The 20437-nt window shown below is 59.6% G+C and carries 15 protein-coding genes; 6 read left to right on the top strand and 9 right to left on the bottom strand.

Annotated elements, in window-relative coordinates:
* Positions 1-23: 23 nt before the first annotated feature.
* On the top strand, positions 24-1220 hold the full coding sequence (locus B347_RS0108105) for a class I SAM-dependent rRNA methyltransferase (protein WP_019409201.1): 1197 nt from the start codon (positions 24-26) through the stop codon (positions 1218-1220).
* A 42-nt stretch (positions 1221-1262) separates the two neighbouring features.
* Here the strand turns inward: B347_RS0108105 and B347_RS0108110 are convergent, their stop codons facing one another.
* Entirely contained in the window at positions 1263-2957 is a 1695-nt protein-coding gene (locus tag B347_RS0108110) for a DUF4153 domain-containing protein (RefSeq protein WP_019409202.1), read from the bottom strand.
* A gap of 324 nt (positions 2958-3281) precedes the next feature.
* Here B347_RS0108110 and ilvD point away from each other — a divergent pair, with 324 nt between their 5' ends.
* Positions 3282-5129, top strand: a complete 1848-nt coding sequence (gene ilvD / locus B347_RS0108115; RefSeq protein ID WP_019409203.1) for a dihydroxy-acid dehydratase — start codon at positions 3282-3284, stop codon at positions 5127-5129.
* 116 nt (positions 5130-5245) lie between these two features.
* Here ilvD and B347_RS0108120 read toward each other — a convergent pair whose 3' ends face one another.
* Entirely contained in the window at positions 5246-6301 is a 1056-nt protein-coding gene (locus tag B347_RS0108120; RefSeq protein ID WP_019409204.1) for a phosphorylcholine phosphatase, read from the bottom strand.
* A gap of 219 nt (positions 6302-6520) precedes the next feature.
* On the opposite strand from B347_RS0108120, the gene B347_RS0108125 reads away from it, so the two are divergent.
* Complete coding sequence (locus B347_RS0108125; RefSeq protein WP_019409205.1) at positions 6521-7912, top strand: L-cystine transporter; 1392 nt, start codon at positions 6521-6523, stop codon at positions 7910-7912.
* Between the two features lie 87 nt (positions 7913-7999).
* Here B347_RS0108125 and B347_RS0108130 read toward each other — a convergent pair whose 3' ends face one another.
* On the bottom strand, positions 8000-8512 hold the full coding sequence (locus tag B347_RS0108130; RefSeq protein WP_026014062.1) for a dihydrofolate reductase: 513 nt from the start codon (positions 8510-8512) through the stop codon (positions 8000-8002).
* Between the two features lie 95 nt (positions 8513-8607).
* On the opposite strand from B347_RS0108130, the gene B347_RS0108135 reads away from it, so the two are divergent.
* Entirely contained in the window at positions 8608-9987 is a 1380-nt protein-coding gene (locus B347_RS0108135; protein ID WP_019409207.1) for a DUF2868 domain-containing protein, read from the top strand.
* On the top strand, positions 9980-11344 hold the full coding sequence (locus B347_RS0108140; RefSeq protein ID WP_019409208.1) for a GTPase/DUF3482 domain-containing protein: 1365 nt from the start codon (positions 9980-9982) through the stop codon (positions 11342-11344). The genes B347_RS0108135 and B347_RS0108140 overlap by 8 nt, the downstream gene beginning before the upstream one ends.
* Positions 11345-11433: 89 nt before the next feature.
* On the opposite strand, the gene B347_RS0108145 is transcribed toward B347_RS0108140, so the two are convergent.
* The 6 genes from B347_RS0108145 to B347_RS0108170 all read right to left on the bottom strand — a co-directional run bounded on the left by B347_RS0108145 (position 11434) and on the right by B347_RS0108170 (position 19855).
* Entirely contained in the window at positions 11434-12567 is a 1134-nt protein-coding gene (locus B347_RS0108145; protein WP_019409209.1) for a TIGR03364 family FAD-dependent oxidoreductase, read from the bottom strand.
* A 145-nt stretch (positions 12568-12712) separates the two neighbouring features.
* Positions 12713-13735 carry a putative 2-aminoethylphosphonate ABC transporter substrate-binding protein gene (locus B347_RS0108150; protein ID WP_019409210.1) on the bottom strand — a complete coding sequence of 341 codons (1023 nt, stop codon included), beginning with the start codon at positions 13733-13735 and terminating at the stop codon, positions 12713-12715.
* Positions 13736-13760: 25 nt separating this feature from the next.
* Positions 13761-15476 (bottom strand): putative 2-aminoethylphosphonate ABC transporter permease subunit, encoded by a 1716-nt coding sequence (locus B347_RS0108155; RefSeq protein WP_019409211.1) that lies wholly within the window; start codon positions 15474-15476, stop codon positions 13761-13763.
* A gap of 1 nt (position 15477) precedes the next feature.
* On the bottom strand, positions 15478-16554 hold the full coding sequence (locus tag B347_RS0108160; protein ID WP_019409212.1) for a putative 2-aminoethylphosphonate ABC transporter ATP-binding protein: 1077 nt from the start codon (positions 16552-16554) through the stop codon (positions 15478-15480).
* 167 nt (positions 16555-16721) lie between these two features.
* Positions 16722-17585 carry a LysR family transcriptional regulator gene (locus B347_RS0108165; RefSeq protein ID WP_019409213.1) on the bottom strand — a complete coding sequence of 288 codons (864 nt, stop codon included), beginning with the start codon at positions 17583-17585 and terminating at the stop codon, positions 16722-16724.
* Positions 17586-17602: 17 nt separating this feature from the next.
* Positions 17603-19855, bottom strand: coding sequence for a heavy metal translocating P-type ATPase (locus B347_RS0108170; RefSeq protein ID WP_019409214.1), 2253 nt, complete (start codon positions 19853-19855; stop codon positions 17603-17605).
* Positions 19856-19941: 86 nt separating this feature from the next.
* On the opposite strand from B347_RS0108170, the gene cadR reads away from it, so the two are divergent.
* Complete coding sequence (gene cadR / locus B347_RS0108175) at positions 19942-20391, top strand: Cd(II)/Pb(II)-responsive transcriptional regulator (RefSeq protein WP_019409215.1); 450 nt, start codon at positions 19942-19944, stop codon at positions 20389-20391.
* The last annotated feature ends 46 nt before the right edge of the window (positions 20392-20437 follow it).

Raw genomic sequence — 20437 nt, forward strand, 5'->3', positions numbered from 1 at the left:
TTTTCAATACCCGGAGCGACGTCATGTCCCTGCCAAGCCTGCGCCTTAAAGCCAATGCCGATCGACGCCTGCGCGCCGGCCACCTGTGGATCTACAGCAACGAGATTGATGTAGCTACCACCCCTCTTAACGGCTTCAAGGCTGGCGACCAAGCCGTGCTCGAAACAGCCACCGGCAAACCGCTGGGCATCGTGGCCATGAGCCCGAACAACCTGATCTGCGCTCGCTTGCTGTCGCGTGACATCAAGCTGCCGTTGGACAAGTCGCTGTTGGTGCACCGCCTGAACATGGCGTTGTCTCTGCGCGAGCGCCTGTTCGACAAGCCTTACTACCGTTTGGTGTTCGGAGATTCTGACCTGCTACCAGGTTTGGTCGTGGACCGTTTCGGCGACATTCTGGTGGTTCAGCTGGCGTCGGCAACCATGGAACAGCACAAGGACGACGTGATCGCCGCCTTGGTGCAAGTGATCAAGCCAAGCGGCATTCTGTTCAAGAACGACTCGGCGGCCCGCGATGCCGAAGGCCTTGAACGTTACGTTGAAACCGTCTTCGGCCTGGTGCCAGAGTGGGTTGCCCTGGAAGAAAACGGCGTGAAGTTCGAAGCGCCGGTCATGGCGGGCCAGAAAACCGGCTGGTTCTACGACCACCGCATGAACCGCGCCCGTCTGGCGCCATACGTCAAAGGCAAGAAGGTACTGGACCTGTTCAGCTACATCGGCGGCTGGGGCGTACAAGCCGCTGCGTTTGGCGCCAGTGAAGTGACCTGTGTCGACGCCTCCTCGTTCGCCCTTGACGGTGTAGAACGCAACGCCGCGCTGAACGGCTTTGCCGAGCGCGTCACCTGCATGGAAGGCGACGTGTTTGAGGCGCTCAAAGAGCTGAAAGCCAACGAAGAGCGTTTCGACGTGATCGTGGCGGATCCGCCCGCCTTCATCAAACGCAAAAAAGACCTGAAAAACGGCGAAGGTGCTTACCGCCGCCTGAACGAGCAAGCCATGCGCCTGCTCACCAAAGACGGGATTCTGGTCAGCGCTTCGTGCTCGATGCACTTGCCCGAAGACGACCTGCAAAACATCCTGCTGACCAGCGCCCGCCACCTGGATCGCAACATCCAGCTGCTGGAACGCGGCGGCCAAGGCCCGGATCACCCGGTTCACCCAGCCATCGTCGAAACGCGCTACATCAAGAGCATCACCTGCCGCTTGCTGCCTAACAGCTAAGTCGCCTTGGGAGCGAGCTTGCTCGCTCCCATGCGTTTGCCATCAAGGCTCTGAAGGTTTATCCGCCCTAGGGCTCAGCTCTACGCCACCGATCTCCAACGATTGGAAACTTGGTTTCACCACCTTCGCTTTTCCTTCCCGAATCAGCTCAATCAGCTCCAACGGGTTGTCGTCGATATCAAACATGCCCGCACGCTGCCATTTGCCCTGTGCATCGCGCTTAAAGAAGTACAACGGGCCAGACCATTTCAGCTTAGACACTTGCAACACTTCGTTTTGTCCATCCTGATCCAGATCGACTGCCCACATCGCACACCCTGGATACCGGCACAGATGGCCAGGCATTCCCAGCGCCTCGAACTGCTCACTGCCATCAACGGCTGGCCCGATCCACTCCAGCAACCTGTCGGCTGACGCATGCGCGCCCTGACCTTTGTCCGCGTCCTTGAGTCGCTTCAACAACACCTGCCTTTCAGGCTCGGCCAGCACCTTGCCTTGCTCGACGTGCGCCAATAAAGCCTCATACGCCAGTTGGCCCGGCAAGCCCAGTTGATAGCGCAACGTTTGCGCATCGAACGTATCAACCGCTGTTTTACCACTCAGCAAGCGCTGCACCTGATTCTTCGCACTGATCTGTAGCGGGCTGAACCAAGGCGTATGGATCGCCAGCAGCAACACCACACAAACCAGTGCAATCCATGGATTGCTGACACGCAAACTGCCCAGCCAATTGGAGCCCGACGCAAACACGGCCCAAACCGCCGCCACGCTGTGGGCAAAGACCACCAGCACCAGCAGCATCGCCAACAGACGGCTAGGGGTCAGGCCGTATTGTTCAATTCGCAACCAGCTCGAATACCCCGCCAACACCACGAGTACCGGCAAGCACAACAGGCACAAATCAACCATGCGTACCAGCCACACCGGGTAACCACTGTTCGAGTGCCCGTCCTGAAACACGCCATTGAGAAAGAACAGATTGACCGCCACCAGACACAGCATGATTGGCGTCGAATAGCCCGTATCCCAAATCGGCGCTAGTCCGCTAAAAGGCAGCGCAAACGTGAACACAATCGCAATCATCGAACTCAGCGGCAGCAGAAAGCGGCACAGCGTGAGCAGAATTCCGCGCAATAGGCCAATCACCCGATCATTCTCACGGCCCATGTGCAGACCCAGCGCGAACACCATCATCGAACTGACGCAGATAAACCCGGTGGTGGAGAACAGCGTATTCAGCGCCACCATTCCGAGCATCTTGAACAAGCTGCCCCACAACAGCAGTAGCGCCCAAAACACCGCATTCAGCAGCAAGCCCAGCAACACGATAAAAACCGTGTCCCAAGCATGGCGAAACAAGTCTTCGTAGCGCGCAAAACGCCCTTCGCGGGTCGGCCAACTAAGAATAAACGCCGTCACGATGTAGGTAATGACCACCGAAAAAAACAGCCAACTGCCTTCGAGCCAGTTATCAGAGCGCCACAGATCTCCACTCTCATGGAACACCCAGGCGCTGATCGCCGTCATCAAAAGGGTAAAAACCGCCACCAGCCAAATCGTGCCCCGCTGGCGCGCACTGTCGCCCAGCAATATCAAATTGATACCACCCACCAAGGTGAAGGCGACCAACGCATGCTTAAGACTCGACCCAGCAACATGGCTTGCCAGCCACAGTAAAAGCCCTTGGACCAGGCCAATGGCCAGACACGTATAAACGGATCGGTTGAGGGTGAGCATTCAGAATCCCTGCTGCAAAATGATTCCCCACTGTATCCCTTGAATGGGCAAACGTCGAAATACCGCTCTACGAAGGCAGCAAAACCCACAGGCAGGTTTTGCGCGAGCAACGTCTGGGCCATTCCCTCTCGACGCCAGCCGTGTAGAATCGACGCATTCATCGCCAATCATCCCCGGCGGGTTTATGAGCTCAAGCCCAAGCGCGCGGCGATCCCGCAGCGTTCACGGCAACTCGCGGATACGTAGTCATTTTCTGTGTGATCCGCCAGTCATTAGAAGCTCACTTCCCTGTTTGTTACCTGATTAGCCGCCCGGAGTTGCTCCATGCCTGACTATCGTTCGAAAACCTCCACCCACGGCCGCAATATGGCCGGTGCCCGCGCTTTGTGGCGCGCCACGGGGATGAAAGATGCCGACTTCAAGAAGCCGATCATCGCTATTGCCAACTCCTTTACCCAGTTCGTACCCGGCCACGTCCACCTAAAGGACATGGGGCAACTGGTGGCCCGCGAGATCGAGCGCGTTGGCGGCGTTGCCAAAGAATTCAACACCATTGCAGTCGATGACGGCATTGCCATGGGCCACGACGGCATGCTGTATTCGCTGCCGAGCCGCGAGATCATCGCTGACTCCGTCGAGTACATGGTCAACGCCCACTGCGCCGACGCTATCGTGTGCATTTCCAACTGCGACAAAATCACCCCTGGCATGTTGATGGCTGCATTGCGCCTCAACATCCCGGTGATTTTCGTTTCGGGCGGGCCGATGGAAGCGGGCAAAACCAAGCTCGCCAGCCACGGTCTCGACCTGGTTGACGCCATGGTCATCGCCGCCGACTCCAGCGCTTCTGACGAGAAGGTTGCCGAGTACGAGCGCAGCGCTTGCCCAACGTGCGGTTCGTGTTCCGGCATGTTCACCGCCAACTCAATGAACTGCCTGACTGAAGCCCTGGGCCTGGCCTTACCGGGCAACGGTTCTACCCTGGCGACCCACAGCGATCGTGAGCAACTGTTCCTGCAAGCCGGTCGTACCATCGTCGACCTGTGCCGCCAGTACTACGTCGAAAACGACGACTCAGTTCTGCCGCGCAACATCGCCAACTTCAAGGCGTTCGAAAACGCCATGACGCTGGACATCGCCATGGGCGGTTCCACCAACACCATCCTGCACTTGCTGGCTGCTGCCCAAGAGGCCGAGATCGACTTCGACCTCAAAGACATCGACCGCCTGTCGCGCCATGTGCCGCAGCTGTGCAAAGTGGCGCCGAACATCCAGAAGTACCACATGGAAGACGTGCACCGCGCTGGCGGCATTTTCTCCATCCTCGGCTCGCTGGCCCGTGGCGGCCTGCTGCACACCGAACTGCCGACTGTGCACAGCAAGACCATGGCCGAAGGCATCGCCAAGTGGGACATTACCCAAACTGACGACGAAGCCGTGCATACGTTCTTCCGTGCAGGCCCAGCTGGCATCCCGACGCAGACCGCGTTCAGCCAGTCGACCCGCTGGGACACCTTGGATGACGACCGTGAAAACGGCTGCATCCGCAGTGTCGAACACGCCTACTCGCAAGAAGGTGGCCTAGCGGTGCTGTACGGCAACATCGCGCTCAATGGCTGCGTGGTCAAAACCGCCGGTGTCGACGAGTCAATCCACGTGTTCAAAGGCAACGCCAAAATCTTCGAAAGCCAAGACAGCGCCGTGCGCGGGATTCTGGCTGACGAAGTGCAGGCCGGTGACATCGTAATCATCCGTTACGAAGGCCCGAAAGGAGGCCCGGGCATGCAAGAAATGCTCTACCCAACCTCTTACCTGAAGTCCAAAGGCCTGGGCAAAGCCTGTGCCTTGCTAACCGACGGCCGTTTCTCGGGCGGCACCTCGGGCTTGTCCATCGGCCACGCTTCGCCAGAAGCTGCTGCCGGTGGCGCGATTGGTCTGGTGCAAGACGGCGACAAAGTGCTGATCGACATTCCGAACCGCTCGATCAACCTGTTGGTCAGCGACGAAGAACTGGCCGCACGCCGTTTTGAGCAAGACAAGAAAGGCTGGAAGCCGGTTGAAGTGCGTCCGCGTAAAGTCACCACGGCGCTCAAGGCCTACGCCTTGCTGGCCACCAGCGCCGACAAAGGCGCGGTGCGTGATAAGGCGCTTCTAGATAAGCTAGTTCCTTAAAGAACTAGTATCTAGAAGCAGCTATAAGCTTCTAGCGGCAAGCTACAAGTGAAGAGCAGTGCGCGGTGTTGCTACTGCTCTTACTTGCGGCTTGTAGCTTAAAGCTTGTAGCTGCCTCACTGAATCTCGTCAGGTTTGACGATCACCCAGTTTTTGTCTGCCGTCACCGCTAAGCCTTCTTTGGCCTGTGCTGCGGCGTTTTTGGCCATCATGCCTTGCAGCTGCGTCATGTATTTGTCTTTGCGGTTAATCCACAGGTGAATCCCGCCTTTGTTCACGTCAACGCTGTGGAACAACATGTAGCCGTCACTCGATGGCGTATCGCCTGCCACCAGCACCGGTTTTTTCCATTGATCGATGTACGTCAGAATCGCCGCCTGCTTGCCCGCCATCCAGGTAGCCGGGGTCCATAGGTAAGGCGTGAGTTCAAGCCCCATGTTGGCTTGTTCGCTGTAGGTGCCCGCGCTGATCTGCTTGCGTGCCGTGGTCAACTCGCCGGTGTCACGGTTTTTGAGCAACGTGCTCACACCAATCACGTTCTGCGGTTTGACGTTGTAGCCGTACTTGGGATCTGCCGCGACCATGCGCACCAGTTCTTCAGAGGCTGCGGTCATCACGTACACGTCGATGCCGTTTTCCATCAGCTTGTTAAACAGCTCAACCTGACCCGCAAATATCTTGGGCGGCTGGATCTCAGTCGTCTTAAGCGCATCGCCTTCAAAATACGTCACAGGAATGGGCTGCCCGGACGCCATCAACTCGTCCACATAGCCTTTGAGCTGTTGCAGGGTAAAACCAGAAAACACCTGGGCGACCCATGGGTAACAGACCATGTCGTCGACTTCACACAAACGGTAGTAATAGCTGAACAAGCTTTCCTGGTGATCTGCCGTGTCTTTGAACGGCATCAGCTTGAGCGACGGATCAAGACTGTCACGGGTGATCAGACCCAGGTTTTCCATATACGGCAACAGCGCCTCTTCGAGGTCGTTGCGATAGCTGGTGTTGTCCATGTCAAAAACCGCGAAGTTACCCTTGTTCGCGTTGGCCGCAATCATGGCGTTCAATTGCTGGGCCTGATCCGCTGGCCAGTGTTCCAACTCAGTCGCCAATACGTGTCCAGCCAAGCTAAAACATAGGGTTGCAGCTATCCACTTCGCGGTCAGATTCATCAGCAATGCTCCTCGTAAAGGCGTCGACGCTAGCAAACCTATATGACAGTTTTAGCGTAGATACGACCTCTAACATCCTGAAAGCGCCACCGCCTTATTCCAAAAACAAAGGTGGTCATTCCAGAACGATATATTTCGAGCTATATCAACCTGTTAGCATTTCCGGTTGGAAATTTTTATCGCTAAAAGACTGGTTCAAGTCGTCCCCTCGGAGCTTTCATGAATGTCCCGCTGATCCTCAATCTGCTGGTGTTCCTCGCGTTGCTGTTCGGCTTGTCGCTGACCCGCCACACCGCGTGGAGCCTGGCAAAAAAAGTCCTGCTGGCGCTGGTTATCGGCGTGCTCTTCGGCTTGGGCTTACACCTGGTATACGGCACGGACAGCCCAACCCTCAAAACCTCAATCGGCTGGTTCGATCTGGTCGGCAGTGGCTACGTGCAACTGCTGCAAATGATCGTGATTCCGTTGGTATTTGCCTCGATCCTGAGCGCCGTGGCGCGCCTGCACAACGCATCGTCGCTGGGCAAAATCAGCTTCTTGACCATCGGCACGCTGCTGTTCACCACCATGATCGCGGCGCTGGTCGGCATCGGTCTGACCAACCTGTTCGGCCTGACCGCTGACGGCTTGGTCGCAGGCGTGGCTGAAATGAGCCGCCTGCAAATCATCCAGAGCGATTACGTGGGCAAGGTCTCGGACCTTAACGTGCCGCAGTTGCTGCTGTCGTTTATCCCGCAAAACCCGTTTGCCGACCTCGCCCGTGCCAAGCCGACATCAATCATCAGCGTGGTGATTTTTGCGGCATTCCTGGGAGTTGCCGCCCTGCAACTGTTCAAGGACGAGCCGGAAAAAGGCGGCAAAGTGCTCAACGCCATCGACACCCTGCAAGCTTGGGTGATGCGTCTGGTGCGCCTGGTCATGAAACTGACTCCGTATGGCGTGCTGGCCTTGATGACCAAAGTGGTCGCCATGTCCAACCTGCAAGACATCCTCAAGCTCGGCAGCTTTGTGGTGGTGTCCTACATCGGCCTCGCGTTGATGTTCGTGATTCACGGGGTGATCTTGTCGGTGTCGGGGGTTAACCCGCTGCGCTTCTTCCGTAAGGTGTGGCCAGTGCTGACCTTCGCCTTCACCAGCCGTTCGAGCGCGGCGAGCATCCCGCTGAGCATCGAAGCGCAAACCCGCCGCTTGGGTATTCCGTCCTCAATCGCCAGCTTCGCGGCATCGTTTGGCGCGACTATCGGACAAAACGGCTGTGCCGGTCTGTACCCGGCCATGCTGGCGGTGATGGTTGCCCCCACGGTCGGCATCAACCCGCTGGACCCGGTGTGGATCGCTTCGTTGGTGGCCATTGTGACCATCAGTTCGGTGGGCGTTGCGGGCGTGGGCGGCGGTGCAACCTTCGCGGCCCTGATCGTGCTTCCGGCGATGGGCCTGCCGGTGTCATTGGTGGCGTTGCTGATCTCGGTCGAGCCGTTGATCGACATGGGCCGTACGGCGTTGAACGTCAGTGGCTCGATGGTCGCCGGTACCGTGACCAGCCAGATTCTGCACCAGACCGACAAGGCCATATTGGCTGAAGACGATCATGGGGATTTGGCGCATACGTAACGTAGGAATCCTTGTAGGAGCTGCCGCAGGCTGCGATCTTTTGATCGTTAAAAACGATCGCAGCCTGCGCCAGCTCCTACACATTATTTAAGTCCTTTCCCACACTTCAAAGCTGAACGCCGGTTTGCCCTCTGCGGCGGCATGCTTGTCTTCTGACACCAGCGTCCACTGCGTCTGATCGAACTCAGGAAACCACGCATCCCCTTCCGGGCTCAAACCCACGCGCGTCAGGTACAACCGGTCGGCATCCGCCAGCCCCTGGGTGTACAACTGCGCGCCGCCAATCAGCATCACTTCGCTCACGCCCTGCTCATTGGCCCATTCTTCGGCGCGCTCGACAGCGGCCTTAAGGGAGGCGAACACTTCGGCACCTTCGAGCTGCAAGTCGGTCTGACGACTGACCACCAGGTTCAAACGACCCGGCAATGGGCGACCCAGCGAATCCCAGGTTTTACGACCCATGATGATCGGCTTGCCCAAGGTGGTGGCCTTGAAATATTTGAAATCCGCCGGCAAATGCCACGGCATGCTGTTATCGACACCGATCACGCGGTTTTCACCGAGGGCCGCGATCAGGCTGAGGGGGAGTGTTTTTTTCATGCCGGCGAGGATACCAGAGCCGCCCGCGCCTTGGTGCAGTACCCCGACTTGCGTAACAGCGGTTATGCTCATGGCTCACTTGAATGGAATGTCGCGTGACTCAACTTTCCCATCTGCAACGCCTCTGGCTGACCGAAACCGTGCGCCTGCGCGAAGAACACGCAGGCCCGCTGGACGACCTGGAGGCCAACCGCCGCGCCCGCAGCGACGGTGGCGATTTAGCCACACGCTTGCAAAACCGTGCCCTGTGGTTGGCCGAACGCGATGGGCTGGTCACCGCCCTTAAACATTGGCTGCAAGGTGCGCGCTTGGCGCTGCTGGGCCTCGCCGTGCTGGCGATCATCAGCGGCGCCGGGCTGGCCTTTGCCGCACTGGGTGACGGGCAAAACCCGGTCAATGTGTTTTGGGCGCTCGGCAGCCTGCTCGGGCTCAACCTGATTCTTCTGCTCAGTTGGGCGCTGGGCCTGCTGTTTGCCGGTGAACACGGCGCCAGCCTCGGGCGTTTATGGCTGTGGCTCAGCGACAAATTTGCCCGCGACGCCAAGGCCGCGCAATTAGCCCCGGCCTTACTGCTGTTACTGCAACGCCAAAAGCTCAACCGCTGGGCGCTCGGCACGTTGGTCAATGGCCTATGGTTGTTGGCGATGCTCAGCGCGCTGACGTTGATGCTCTTGCTAATGGCCACCCGCCGTTATGGCTTTATCTGGGAAACCACGATTCTGGGCGCCGATGTGTTTGTCAGCGCCACCCGCGCACTCGGCGCCCTGCCCGGCTGGCTGGGGCTCAATGGCCCGACCGAAGAGATGATCCGCGCCAGCACCGATACCGCCTACAGCAGCGAGCTGGTGCGCCAGACCTGGGCCGTGTGGTTAGTCGGTGTGGTCTTGGTTTACGGGGTGATTCCGCGTCTGCTGCTAGCGGTTTTTTGCCTGTGGCGTTGGAAGCGCGGGCGCAACGCGTTGCAACTCGACCTCAACCTGCCCGGCTACAGCCAACTGCGTGAGCGCCTGATGCCGAGCAGCGAGCGCCTAGGGGTCAACGACATCGCCCCCGACCACCTGCACAATGTGCTCGCCGGGCACACCGATCTACAGACCGACGGCGCACTGATCGTGGCCATTGAACTGGACGACCAGCATCTGTGGCCACCCAAGCTGCCCGACTCAGTCAAAGATGCAGGCATCCTCGACAGCCGCGAGTCGCGGCAGAAGCTGCTGGAACAAATGACCCGCTTCCCACCCGCACGCTTAGCCATCGCCTGCGACCCACGGCGCTCGCCCGATCGCGGCAGCCTCGCCTTAATCGGCGAACTGGCGCGCAGCGCCGCCGAGACCCGCGTCTGGTTGCTGCAAGCACCACCCGGCCAGGCGCTGGACGCCGACCGCCTGAGCGACTGGCACCACGCCCTTGAGCAACTGGGGCTGCCCTTCGCTACCCACGCGCCGATCAACTGGCTGGAGACAGGCCATGACTAAGCCTCTAACGCTGGCCGTGGTCGGCCACACCAATGTGGGCAAGACCTCATTGCTGCGCACCCTCACCCGCGACGTCGGCTTTGGCGAGGTGTCCCATCGCCCCAGCACCACCCGGCATGTCGAAGGCGCACGGCTGTCGGTGGACGGCGAGCCATTGCTGGAGCTGTACGACACGCCGGGGCTGGAAGACGCCATCGCTCTGCTCGACTACCTTGAGCGCCTCGACCGCCCCGGCGAGCGTCTGGACGGCCCGGCGCGGGTCGCGCGTTTTCTCGACGGCAGCGAAGCGCGCCAGCGTTTCGAGCAAGAAGCCAAAGTGTTGCGCCAACTGCTGGCCTCCGACGCCGGGCTGTACGTGATCGACGCCCGTGAGCCGGTGCTGGCCAAGTACCGCGACGAACTCAGCGTGCTGGCCAGTTGCGGTAAACCGCTGCTGCCGGTGCTGAATTTTGTCAGCAGCCCGCAACACCGCGAGCCAGAATGGCGCGAAGCGCTGGCCCGACTTGGCCTGCATGCGTTGGTACGGTTTGACAGCGTGGCCCCGCCTGAAGATGGCGAGCGCCGCCTGTATGAAAGCCTGGCCTTGCTGCTGGAGCATTCACGCGGGGCGCTGCAACGTTTGATTACCGATCAGCAAGCCCAGCGTGAAGCGCGCAAACACAGCGCATTGCGCTTGATCGCCGAACTGCTGATCGACTGCGCCGCCTGCCGCCGTAGTGTGGCCAGCGAAAAAACCGTCGAACAACAGGCCGTCAATCAATTGCGCGAAGCCGTTCGCCAACGCGAGCAACGCTGCGTTGAGGCGCTGCTCAAGCTGTACGGCTTTCGCCCCAATGACGCGGCGGCCAGCGACTTGCCGCTGATGGACGGGCGTTGGGGCGATGACTTGTTCAACCCCGAAACCCTTAAACAACTGGGCGTACGCGTAGGCAGCGGCATCGCGGCAGGCGCGGCGGCGGGTGCCGGGGTGGACTTGATGGTCGGCGGGCTGACGCTGGGCGCCGCCGCATTGGCAGGGGCCATTGCTGGCGGCGCGCTGCAAACGGCACGCAGCTACGGCAGCCGGTTATTGGGCAAGTTCAAGGGCCAACGTGAACTGACCGTGGATGACAGCGTGCTGCGCTTGCTCGCCTTGCGTCAGCGTCAGTTGCTGCACGCGCTGAATGCACGTGGGCATGCGGCGGTGGACAGCATCAAGGTGGCCACCCCACAAGACAAAACCTGGCGCGAGGGCAAGCTACCCGAAGCGCTGAACAAAGCCCGTGCACACCCGCAATGGTCATCGCTCAACCCGCATCCCAAATTGAGCCAAGGCGAGCGTCAGGAGCAAATCGAGGTGCTGGCTGAGCAAATCTGAATCGACACCTCCTCTGCGGCCACCCGCTCGCTAAAGCCTGCACGGCGCGCATAAAGACATGTTCTCGACCACCTGTTGCGCCAAGGTCATCACGCCTCTCCCAGCAAACGGGCAATGTTGCGCTCGGCCATTGCCGGGCCAACGCTCATGCCCACGCCGGTCTGCATCAAGGCGGCACTCAGACCAAGCGCCACAGGCAGCCAGGTAAACGGCTTGGCCCCGCGCGCGCCATAAACGCCCTGCCAGCGCTCCATTACCTGCACCTCACAGCCCAAAGTGTCTTCGCACAGCTGCAACATCCAGTTATCGACCTGTTCGGCGTTAAACGGCGATGGATCGCTGCCGTAATGGTGTGAATCACCGACGATCAACTCGCCGTAGGGTGTCGGACTGATCAACAAGTGAATACCGTGTTCGTCCAGGTACGGGCTGTCGCGCAGGATCTCGGCCTGCACCCCCTCCGCTTCCGGCAAATCGGCAAAAGCGCCGTAATGCACGCAGCTCAGGCCGGTGAGCAGGGCGTGTTGCAGCTGCAAGTCGATTGTTGGCCGCACCCGCAGCATTTGCAGGCGGCAGATTTGCGGGTTGAGCGTCGCCAATGGCTCGGCCAGCAGGGTTTGATAGTCGTGCCCTGAACAGACAATCACCTGCGCGCCTTTAAAGCTGCCCGCCGTGGTGTGAACCCGCCCCGGCTCGACGTCGCGCACCAGGGTTGAGAAGTGAAACTCGACGCCGAGGTCGCGCTGCAGGTACTGCACCAGAGCCACAATGGCCTCACGCGAATACACCTGCTGATCGTCCAGCCCATGTAACGCAGCGCGATGGTGGCTGAACTGGCCATCGTACAGCGCGTCCTTTTGAGCACCGCGCAGCAGTTCGACGCGGTAGCCGTGTTCACGGGCACGGCCTTGGCAAAAGGCCTCCAGCAGCTGTTCTTCAGCCTCGGTGCGGGCAAACAGGTATGAGCCGTTGCGCTTGAGATTAAAGCCCGCGTGCTGCGCCCAATCACCCCAGATGCCTCGGCTGGCCTGGGCTAGATCGAGCATCACACCCGGCGGCTGGCCGGTGACCAGCGCCTGGCCAAAGTTGCGCACCGAAGCACCCAATGGCGTGTGTGTACGTTCGAATACATGGACCTTAAGCCCACGCTTGGCGGCCGCGTAGGCATGGGACAAACCCAGAATGCCAGCGCCGACGATAAGCACTGAGTTGGATGGTGACATTTTTAAATCCTTTGAAGACAGCAACCCTCACCCCGGTCCATACACTCCCAGAGGGAGAGGGAGCAGATTTGAGTCGTACACACAATCGGGAACCCCCCCAATAAAGCCCCCTCTCCCTCCGGCAAATGGTTGGGGTGAGGGGCTTTTACTGCGCCACTTTCTCGGACTTGCCGTCATAGCGCTTGCGCCATTCGGTCAAGATGGCGTCGCGGTTTTTCGAGGCCCAGGCGAAGTCGTTTTTGATCAGGCGCTGCTCGTAGTCCGCTGGCAGTTCGGTCTGCGGCTTGGCAATGCCAGGCTGCGCGAGCACGGCGAAGTTCTCTTTATAAAGCTCCATCGCCGCCGGGCTGGCCGAGAAGTCAGCCAGTTTTTTGGCGGCTGCTTCATGCGGCGTACCTTTGATCACCGCCGTGGCTTCGATTTCCCAGCCCAGGCCTTCTTTAGGCAGGATGATGTCCAATGGTGCGCCCTGGCGCTTGAGTTGCACGGCCGGGTATTCAAACGGGATGCCAATCGGGAACTCGCCTGCCGCCGCCAACTTGCACGGCTTGGAGCCGGAGTGCACGTACTGACCGATGTTCTGGTGCAGGGCGTCCATATACGCCCACCCTTGCTTCTCGCCAAACGTTTGCAGCCACGCACTCACGTCCAAAAAGCCGGTGCCGGACGACGCCGGGTTCGGCATCACGATCTTGCCCTTGTACTCAGGCTTGGTCAGGTCTTGCCAACTCACCGGCTTGGTCAGGCCCTGTTTTTCAGCTTCGAGGGTGTTAAAGCAAATGGTCGCGGCCCATACGTCCATCCCGACCCACGCGGGCGGGTTGGCCGCATCGCGGTAGTTGGGGCCGATCTTGGCCAAATCTTGAGGGGCATAGCTTTGCAGCATGCCTTGCTGGTCGAGGATCGCCAGGCTGGAGGCTGCCAGGCCCCAGACAGCATCGGCTTGCGGACGGGCTTTTTCGGCCAGCAGTTTGGCGGTGATGATGCCGGTGGAATCACGTACCCATTTGATTTCCACGTCTGGGTTGGCCTTTTCGAACGCCTGCTTGTAGCTCTTCAGTTGCTCGGCTTCGAGGGCGGTGTAAACCGTCAGCTCGGTTTTGGCAGCAAACGCATTAACACTGAAAGCGGTGAGGACAGCAGCGACAAGAGCAAGAGGCTTGAACATGGTGCGGTTCCTTGAGGTGGACGGGTTATTGAGCGGGAGCACCTTGACGCCAGGCCTGCGAGCGACGCAGCACGCCGCGTGAGGCCCAGGCCAGCAGCAGGGACACGCCCGCCGAGGTAAACAGAATTAGGGTCGACATGGCCGCCGCGCCGCCTACGTTGCCGGCATCGTCCATGTTCAACACCGCCACCGCAGCCAGGATAGTGTCGGGGCTGTAGAGAAAGATCGCCGCCGAGACCGTGGTCATTGCAGACACGAACAGGTAACGCACGATGTCCAGCAACGCAGGCAGACAGATCGGTAAGGTGACGCGCCAGTAGTGGCGGTACAGCGGCGCCTTGAGTGACAGCGCCGCCGCTTCGAACTCGCTGTCGAGTTGACGCAACGCGGTGGTCGCGGTCATGTGTGCGGTGGTCAAATAGTGAGCAATTGTGCACACCACCAACAGCGTCATGGTCCCGTAGAACACGTGCAGCGGGTTGCCCGGCAGGTTGAAAAAGAACACGTAGCCCAAACCCAGCACCAAGCCCGGTACCGCCATCGGCACAAAGCTGAGCATACGCAGGGCCAGATTCAGGCGTTTTTGACCGTTGGTTTTTTCCATCAGGTAGGCGCCGGTGAAGATCACCGCGCTACCGATCAGCGCCGTGCACAGCGCCATGGTCACGCTATTGCGGTAGGCCAGCCAGCCGCCGCCAGCGGTGTCGCTGAACTGGTAATGGTTGAGTGAAAGCGACAGGTTGTACGGCCAGAATTTGACCAGCGACGAGTACACCGCCATCCCGAACACCAGCAACAGGGCCGCGCAAATCAGCAGCACGATGGCCAGGTAGCAGCCGTCGCGTCCTTTGGATGACAACGGTTTGAACACCTGAGCGCGGCCGCTCATGGCGTCGCCATGCTGACGGCGCAACCAGGCATCGACGCCAAAACTGAATAATGCGGGCAGCAGCAAGACCATGCCGATCAGGGCGCCACGTCCAAACTGCTGCTGGCCGACCACGGCTTTGTAGGCTTCCAGCGCTAGCACTTGGTAGTCGCCGCCCACCACCACTGGCACGCCGAAATCAGTGATGGTCAGGGTGAAAACAAGACAGAAGGCGGCGAACACTGCTTGGCGAGTGCCGGGCCACGTGATGCTGCGAAAGGCTTTGAAAGGGCTCGCGCCCATGCTCGATGCAGCATCAAACAAGCGCGCATCGGCCAGCGACAGCGCCGAGAGCAGAATCATCAATGCGTGAGGAAAGGTGTAGATCGCTTCGCCGAGCACGATGCCCCAGAAGCCGTAAATGTTGTCTGCGACCAGCCCGCGCAACACACCCTGATTGCCGAACAGGTACACCAGCGCAATACCCGGCAACATCGACGGCGCCATCAGCGGCAGCAGTGACAGCCCGCGCCAAATGCGCTTGCCGGGGATCAGGGTGCGTTGCAGGGCGTAGGCAAACAGGTACGCCAGCGGCACCACAATCGCTGCCACGCTGAGTGACACGTTGAGGCTATTGCCCACCAGCCAATGAAAATTGTCGCTGGTGACCAGCTCTCGCGCCGCGACCCATCCGCCGCCCTGACCGCCTTCGGCACTGAAACCACGCCAGAAAATCGCCAGCAAGGGCATTAGCACTGCTACGCCCAACAGCAACAGTAAAAACAGCTTACCGCCGAGCACAAAAATGCGGTCACCCAGTGGTACCTGAGCACTCTGTTTGCCCGTCAGCGGCAAGGCCATGTGCGCAGCCATCTTAGGCAAACACCTGCAAGCTGCTCGGTGGCAAGGCGACGAAGATGTCTTGGGCGCCGAGGCGCGGCAGCTCGTGGGTGCCGACCTCTGCGGTAAGCGCGTGGCCCGGCAACTGGTTGAGTTCAAAACGCATGCGGCAACGATTGCCGAGGAAGGTGATTTCCCGCACGCGGGCCGCAAACAGGTTTTCCTGGTGCAGCACAGGGTTCACGCTGATCGCTTCGGGCCTGCAAAACAGTCGGCCCGATGCAGCCCGGCCAGCGTCCGCAGCCAGGCGAATACTCAGGCCGCCCACTTGCGCGTGGCTGTCGCTGTTGCGCTGAAACGGCAACCAGTTACCTTGCCCGACAAATTCGGCGACAAACGGCGTGGCGGGTTTGTCGTAGATGTCTTGCGGGGTGGCGTATTGCTCGACCTTGCCGTTGTTCATCACGGCGATGCGGTCGGCCATCAGCATGGCTTCATCCTGGTTGTGCGTCACCATCAAGGTGGTGATACCCAAGCTGCGTTGCAGTTGGCGCAAATGGGTACACAAATGTTCACGCACGCGGGCGTCCAGCGCCGACATCGGTTCATCGAGCAACAGCAGCGACGGGGCTGGCGCCAAGGCGCGGGCCAGTGCAACACGTTGCTGCTGGCCGCCGGACAGTTGGCCGGGGAACTTCTTCTCGCTGTCGGTGAGGCCTACCAGTTCGAGCATCTGCACAACGCGCTTACGCGCCCCATCGCGGTTCCTACCCGCTAGGCCGTAGGCGATGTTGGCTTCGACCGTCAGGTTGGGAAACAAGGCGTAGGACTGAAACAGAATTCCGTAGTCCCGTGCTTGCGGGGCGAGCTCAGAGACGTCGCGATCACCGAGGTATAGGTGGCCATCGTCCTGACGCTCCAGCCCGGCGATGCACCGCAGCAGGGTGGTTTTGCCGCAGCCAGAAGGCCCGAGCAGGCACACCAATTCGCCTGCGGCCACCTCCAGCGAGACGTTATCTAGCGCCTTAAAGGCGCCAAAGCGTTTACTGACATTGCGCACCCTCATCGGGACGCCGGGTTGGGTCAACGTGGCGGTGTTCGTGCTGTTCATGGATGCACCTCATCAAGCAGATGGGGTCATCCTAGAGGCGCTATGCGTACACGATGTGGCAGTAACGCAAAAGCTTCCGATAGAGGTATTGGTGGATTTTGGGGTCGATCAAAAACGCCCTCAGCCTAGCCCTCTCACTCTGAGAGAGGATTGGGGTAAGGGCTTTTTCAGCAGCCTGCCATTTCCTGCGCCAGGCCCAGAAAAGCCGCAGGCAAGCGCGCTGACTTTCGCTCTTTGAGGCAGTACAAGTATTCAGAGATCAACGGCGCGCCTTCAAGGCTCAGTACCTTAAGTTGCGGGTCGTGGGGGACTTCTTGGCGGGCAATGATGCTTATCCCGATGTTGCGCAGTACCGCTTCGCGTATCGACTCACGGCTGCCAATTTCCAGCAGCGGGCCAAAGCCAACCCCGGCGCTGTTGAGCAGTTCTTCGGTCAGTTTGCGCGTGGTCGAGCCCTGCTCGCGCATCAGCAAGCAATGCCCGGCCAAGGCACTCAGCGGCACGTGATCGAGCTTGGCCAACGGATGATTGCGGTGCACCGCCACCACCAGCGGGTCGGAGCCGAGCACGCGGCGAATCAGCCTAGGGTCTTCAAGCAACTGTGATGAGGCCGCAAGGTCGACCCGGTATTCGTCCAGCGCTTCGAGCACTTGCTGCGAGTTGCCAATGTCTACCGACACCACCATCTGCGGCAAGCGTTCACGGAACGCTTTGACCAGATCGAGGATGTAGTACGGCGCGGTAGCAGCGATGCGCAGGGTGCCGGTGCCATGCCCGCAGTTGCGCAAGAAGAACTCAATGTCGGCCTCATGCTGCAACAACGTTTTGACCATGGGCAGCAAACGCACGCCGTCATCGCTGAGCGTCAGGCGCCGCCCGCCCCGGTAAAACAACTCCACGCCGTAATGGCTTTCAAGCTGGCGAATCTGGGTGGTCACGGTCGGCTGGCTCAAACCGAGCTTTTTCGCAGCCTGAGTAATACTGCCCAACTGGGCCACCCGGTAAAACGCTTTCAGCTCGGCACTCAGCACTGCGGCCCTCTCTTGATCTATTTGCGCAACAGACGCAAACCATTAAACACCACCAAGAGGCTCACGCCCATGTCGGCAAAAACGGCCATCCACATGGTGGCTAAGCCGAGGAAGGTTACCGTGAGAAAGATGGCCTTGATGACCAATGCCAACGCGATGTTCTGTTTCAGAATGCTCGAGGTGCTGCGCGACAAGCGAATGAATGCTGGGATTTTGCGTAGATCGTCGTCCATCAAGGCGACATCAGCGGTTTCAATCGCCGTGTCCGTACCCGCCGCCGCCATGGCAAAACCGATCTCGGCTCGGGCCAGCGCCGGGGCGTCGTTGATGCCGTCACCGACCATGCCTACGTTATGACCCTTGGCGTAAAGGGCTTCAATGGCCTTGAGTTTGTCTTCCGGCAGCAAGTTGCCCTGCGCTTCGTCGATGCCCACTTGTGCGGCAATGGCGTTGGCGGTGTGCGGGTTGTCGCCAGTCAGCATCAGGGTTTTAACCCCCAACTCGTGCAACTCGCGAATCGCTTCGCGGCTCGATTCCTTGACCGTATCGGCCACTGCGAACAGGGCCAATGGACCAACGCTGTCGATGAGCAGAATCACCGTTTTGCCCTGTTGTTCAAGCGCGAAGAGTTTCTCTTCAAGTGCAGGTGAGCACAGGCCCAATTCTTCAATCAGGCGGTGGTTGCCCAAGTGGTAAACCTTGCCCTCGATTTCGCCGCGCACGCCACGCCCTGTCAGGGCAGTGAAGTTATCCACAGCACGCAACGACAGGTTTTTATCCACAGCCGCATTGGCGACGGCCAGAGAAACCGGGTGGTCGGAACGCGAAGCCAGGCTTGCCGCTAATAAGTGCGCACTCTCGGCGTACACCGGATCAAGCGGCAGGTAATCGGTAAGCACCGGCTTACCGTGGGTGATGGTGCCGGTTTTATCCAGCGCCAAAAAGTCCAGCTTGTGGCCGCTTTCGAGGTATACCCCGCCTTTGACCAGAATGCCTTTGCGCGCAGCCGCCGCCAGACCGCTGACGATAGTCACCGGGGTCGAGATCACCAACGCACAAGGGCACGCTACCACCAGCAATACCAGAGCACGGTAAACCCAATCAAACCACACGCCGCCCATCAACAACGGCGGGATAACCGCCACGGCCAAGGCAAGCAAGAACACCACCGGGGTGTAGATTTTGGCAAAGCTGTCGACAAACCGCTGGGTTGGCGCACGCGCACCTTGCGCTTGTTCGACGGCATTGATGATGCGCGCCAGGGTCGAGTTGTTGGCGGCTGCCGTGACCCGATACTCCAGGGCACCGGCCTGATTGATGGTGCCCGCGAAGACTTTATCGCCAACGGTTTTTTCAATCGGCAAGCTTTCGCCTGTAATGGGCGCTTGGTCGATGGTCGAGTTACCGGCCACGATTTCGCCATCTAGACCAATACGCTCGCCGGGTTTTACCCGCACGATGGCGCCCAGTTCGACGTCTTTTACCTCACGCTCCTGCCAAGTGCCGTCCGCTTGCTGCACGGTGGCTTTGTCGGGTGCCATTTGCATCAGGCCGCTGATGGCATTGCGCGCGCGGTCCAAGGATTTGGCTTCGATCAGCTCAGCCACGGTAAACAGGAACATCACCATCGCCGCTTCTGGCCATTGACCAATCAGCACCGCACCGGTCACGGCGATGCTCATCAGGGCGTTGATGTTCAGGTTGAGGTTTTTCAGGGCAATCCAGCCCTTTTTGTAGGTGGTCAGGCCGCCGCTGAAAATCGACACCAGCGCCACCAAGGCAATCACCCACGTTGGAGCCGCGTCGGTGAAATGCAGCACTTCGGCGGCCAATGCGCCAACACCCGACACAGCCAGCGGCCACCAGTGCTTTTTGGCAACCGGGGCTGGCGCAGTGTCGGTGTCCGACTCCAGCGGATCGGCCTGCATGCCGAGAGATTTGATGGCCGCAACAATCGGCTCAGTGGTCGGCAAGTCGTGGGTGACGCCCAGCACCCGATTAATCAGGTTGAACTCTAACTGCTTCACACCGGCCAGCTTGCCCAGTTTGTTCTGAATGAGGGTCTGCTCGGTCGGGCAGTCCATGGCCTCAATACGAAAGCTGCTGACGCGAGCGCCCGCTGTCGCCTCGGCGCTCAGCTTGATGACGCTTGGCGCAGCGCTGCTGGAGCAGCAACTGGCTGCAGGGTCATGCTTTTCTTCATGACCGTGATCATGGTCATGGTCATGACCAGCGTGTGGTTTGTGCGGAGTGTGAATGGAGTCGCTCATCAGGTTGCGTCCAAGAAAGGTGCCTGTTGCCAAGTAAAGACCCTGTAGCCACTATAGGGTCAAGCATCCTTTCGGAGATAAGCGTGATGAAAATTGGTGAACTGTCGAAATTGACCGACTGCCAGGTCGAAACCATCCGTTACTACGAGCGCGAAGGGCTGCTGCCAGAACCGGCGCGCAGCGAGGGTAATTACCGTTTGTACACCCAGGCGCACGTTGAGCGGCTGACGTTTATCCGCAATTGCCGCAGCCTCGACATGACCTTGGAAGAGATCCGCAGCTTGCTCAATCTGCGCGACAGCCCGCAGGACCAATGCGAAAGCGTGAATGCGCTGATCGACGAACACATCCACCACGTCAAAGCACGCATTGATGGCTTACAGGCGTTGCAGGTGCAACTACTCGACCTGCGCCAACGCTGTGGCGAAGGGCCGGGCAACCAACATTGTGGGATTTTGCAGCGTCTGGAAATCAGCGGCTCAGTGACGGCGCCAGAAGGCGAGCCAAGCCATGTGGGCAGAAGCCACGGGCATTGAATCTGAAAACACCCTCACTCCCCCACAGGAGGTAAGCGAGGGGATA

Source organism: Pseudomonas psychrophila HA-4 (assembly GCF_000282975.1).
In the GTDB taxonomy this organism is placed as follows: Bacteria; Pseudomonadota; Gammaproteobacteria; order Pseudomonadales; family Pseudomonadaceae; genus Aquipseudomonas; species Aquipseudomonas psychrophila_A.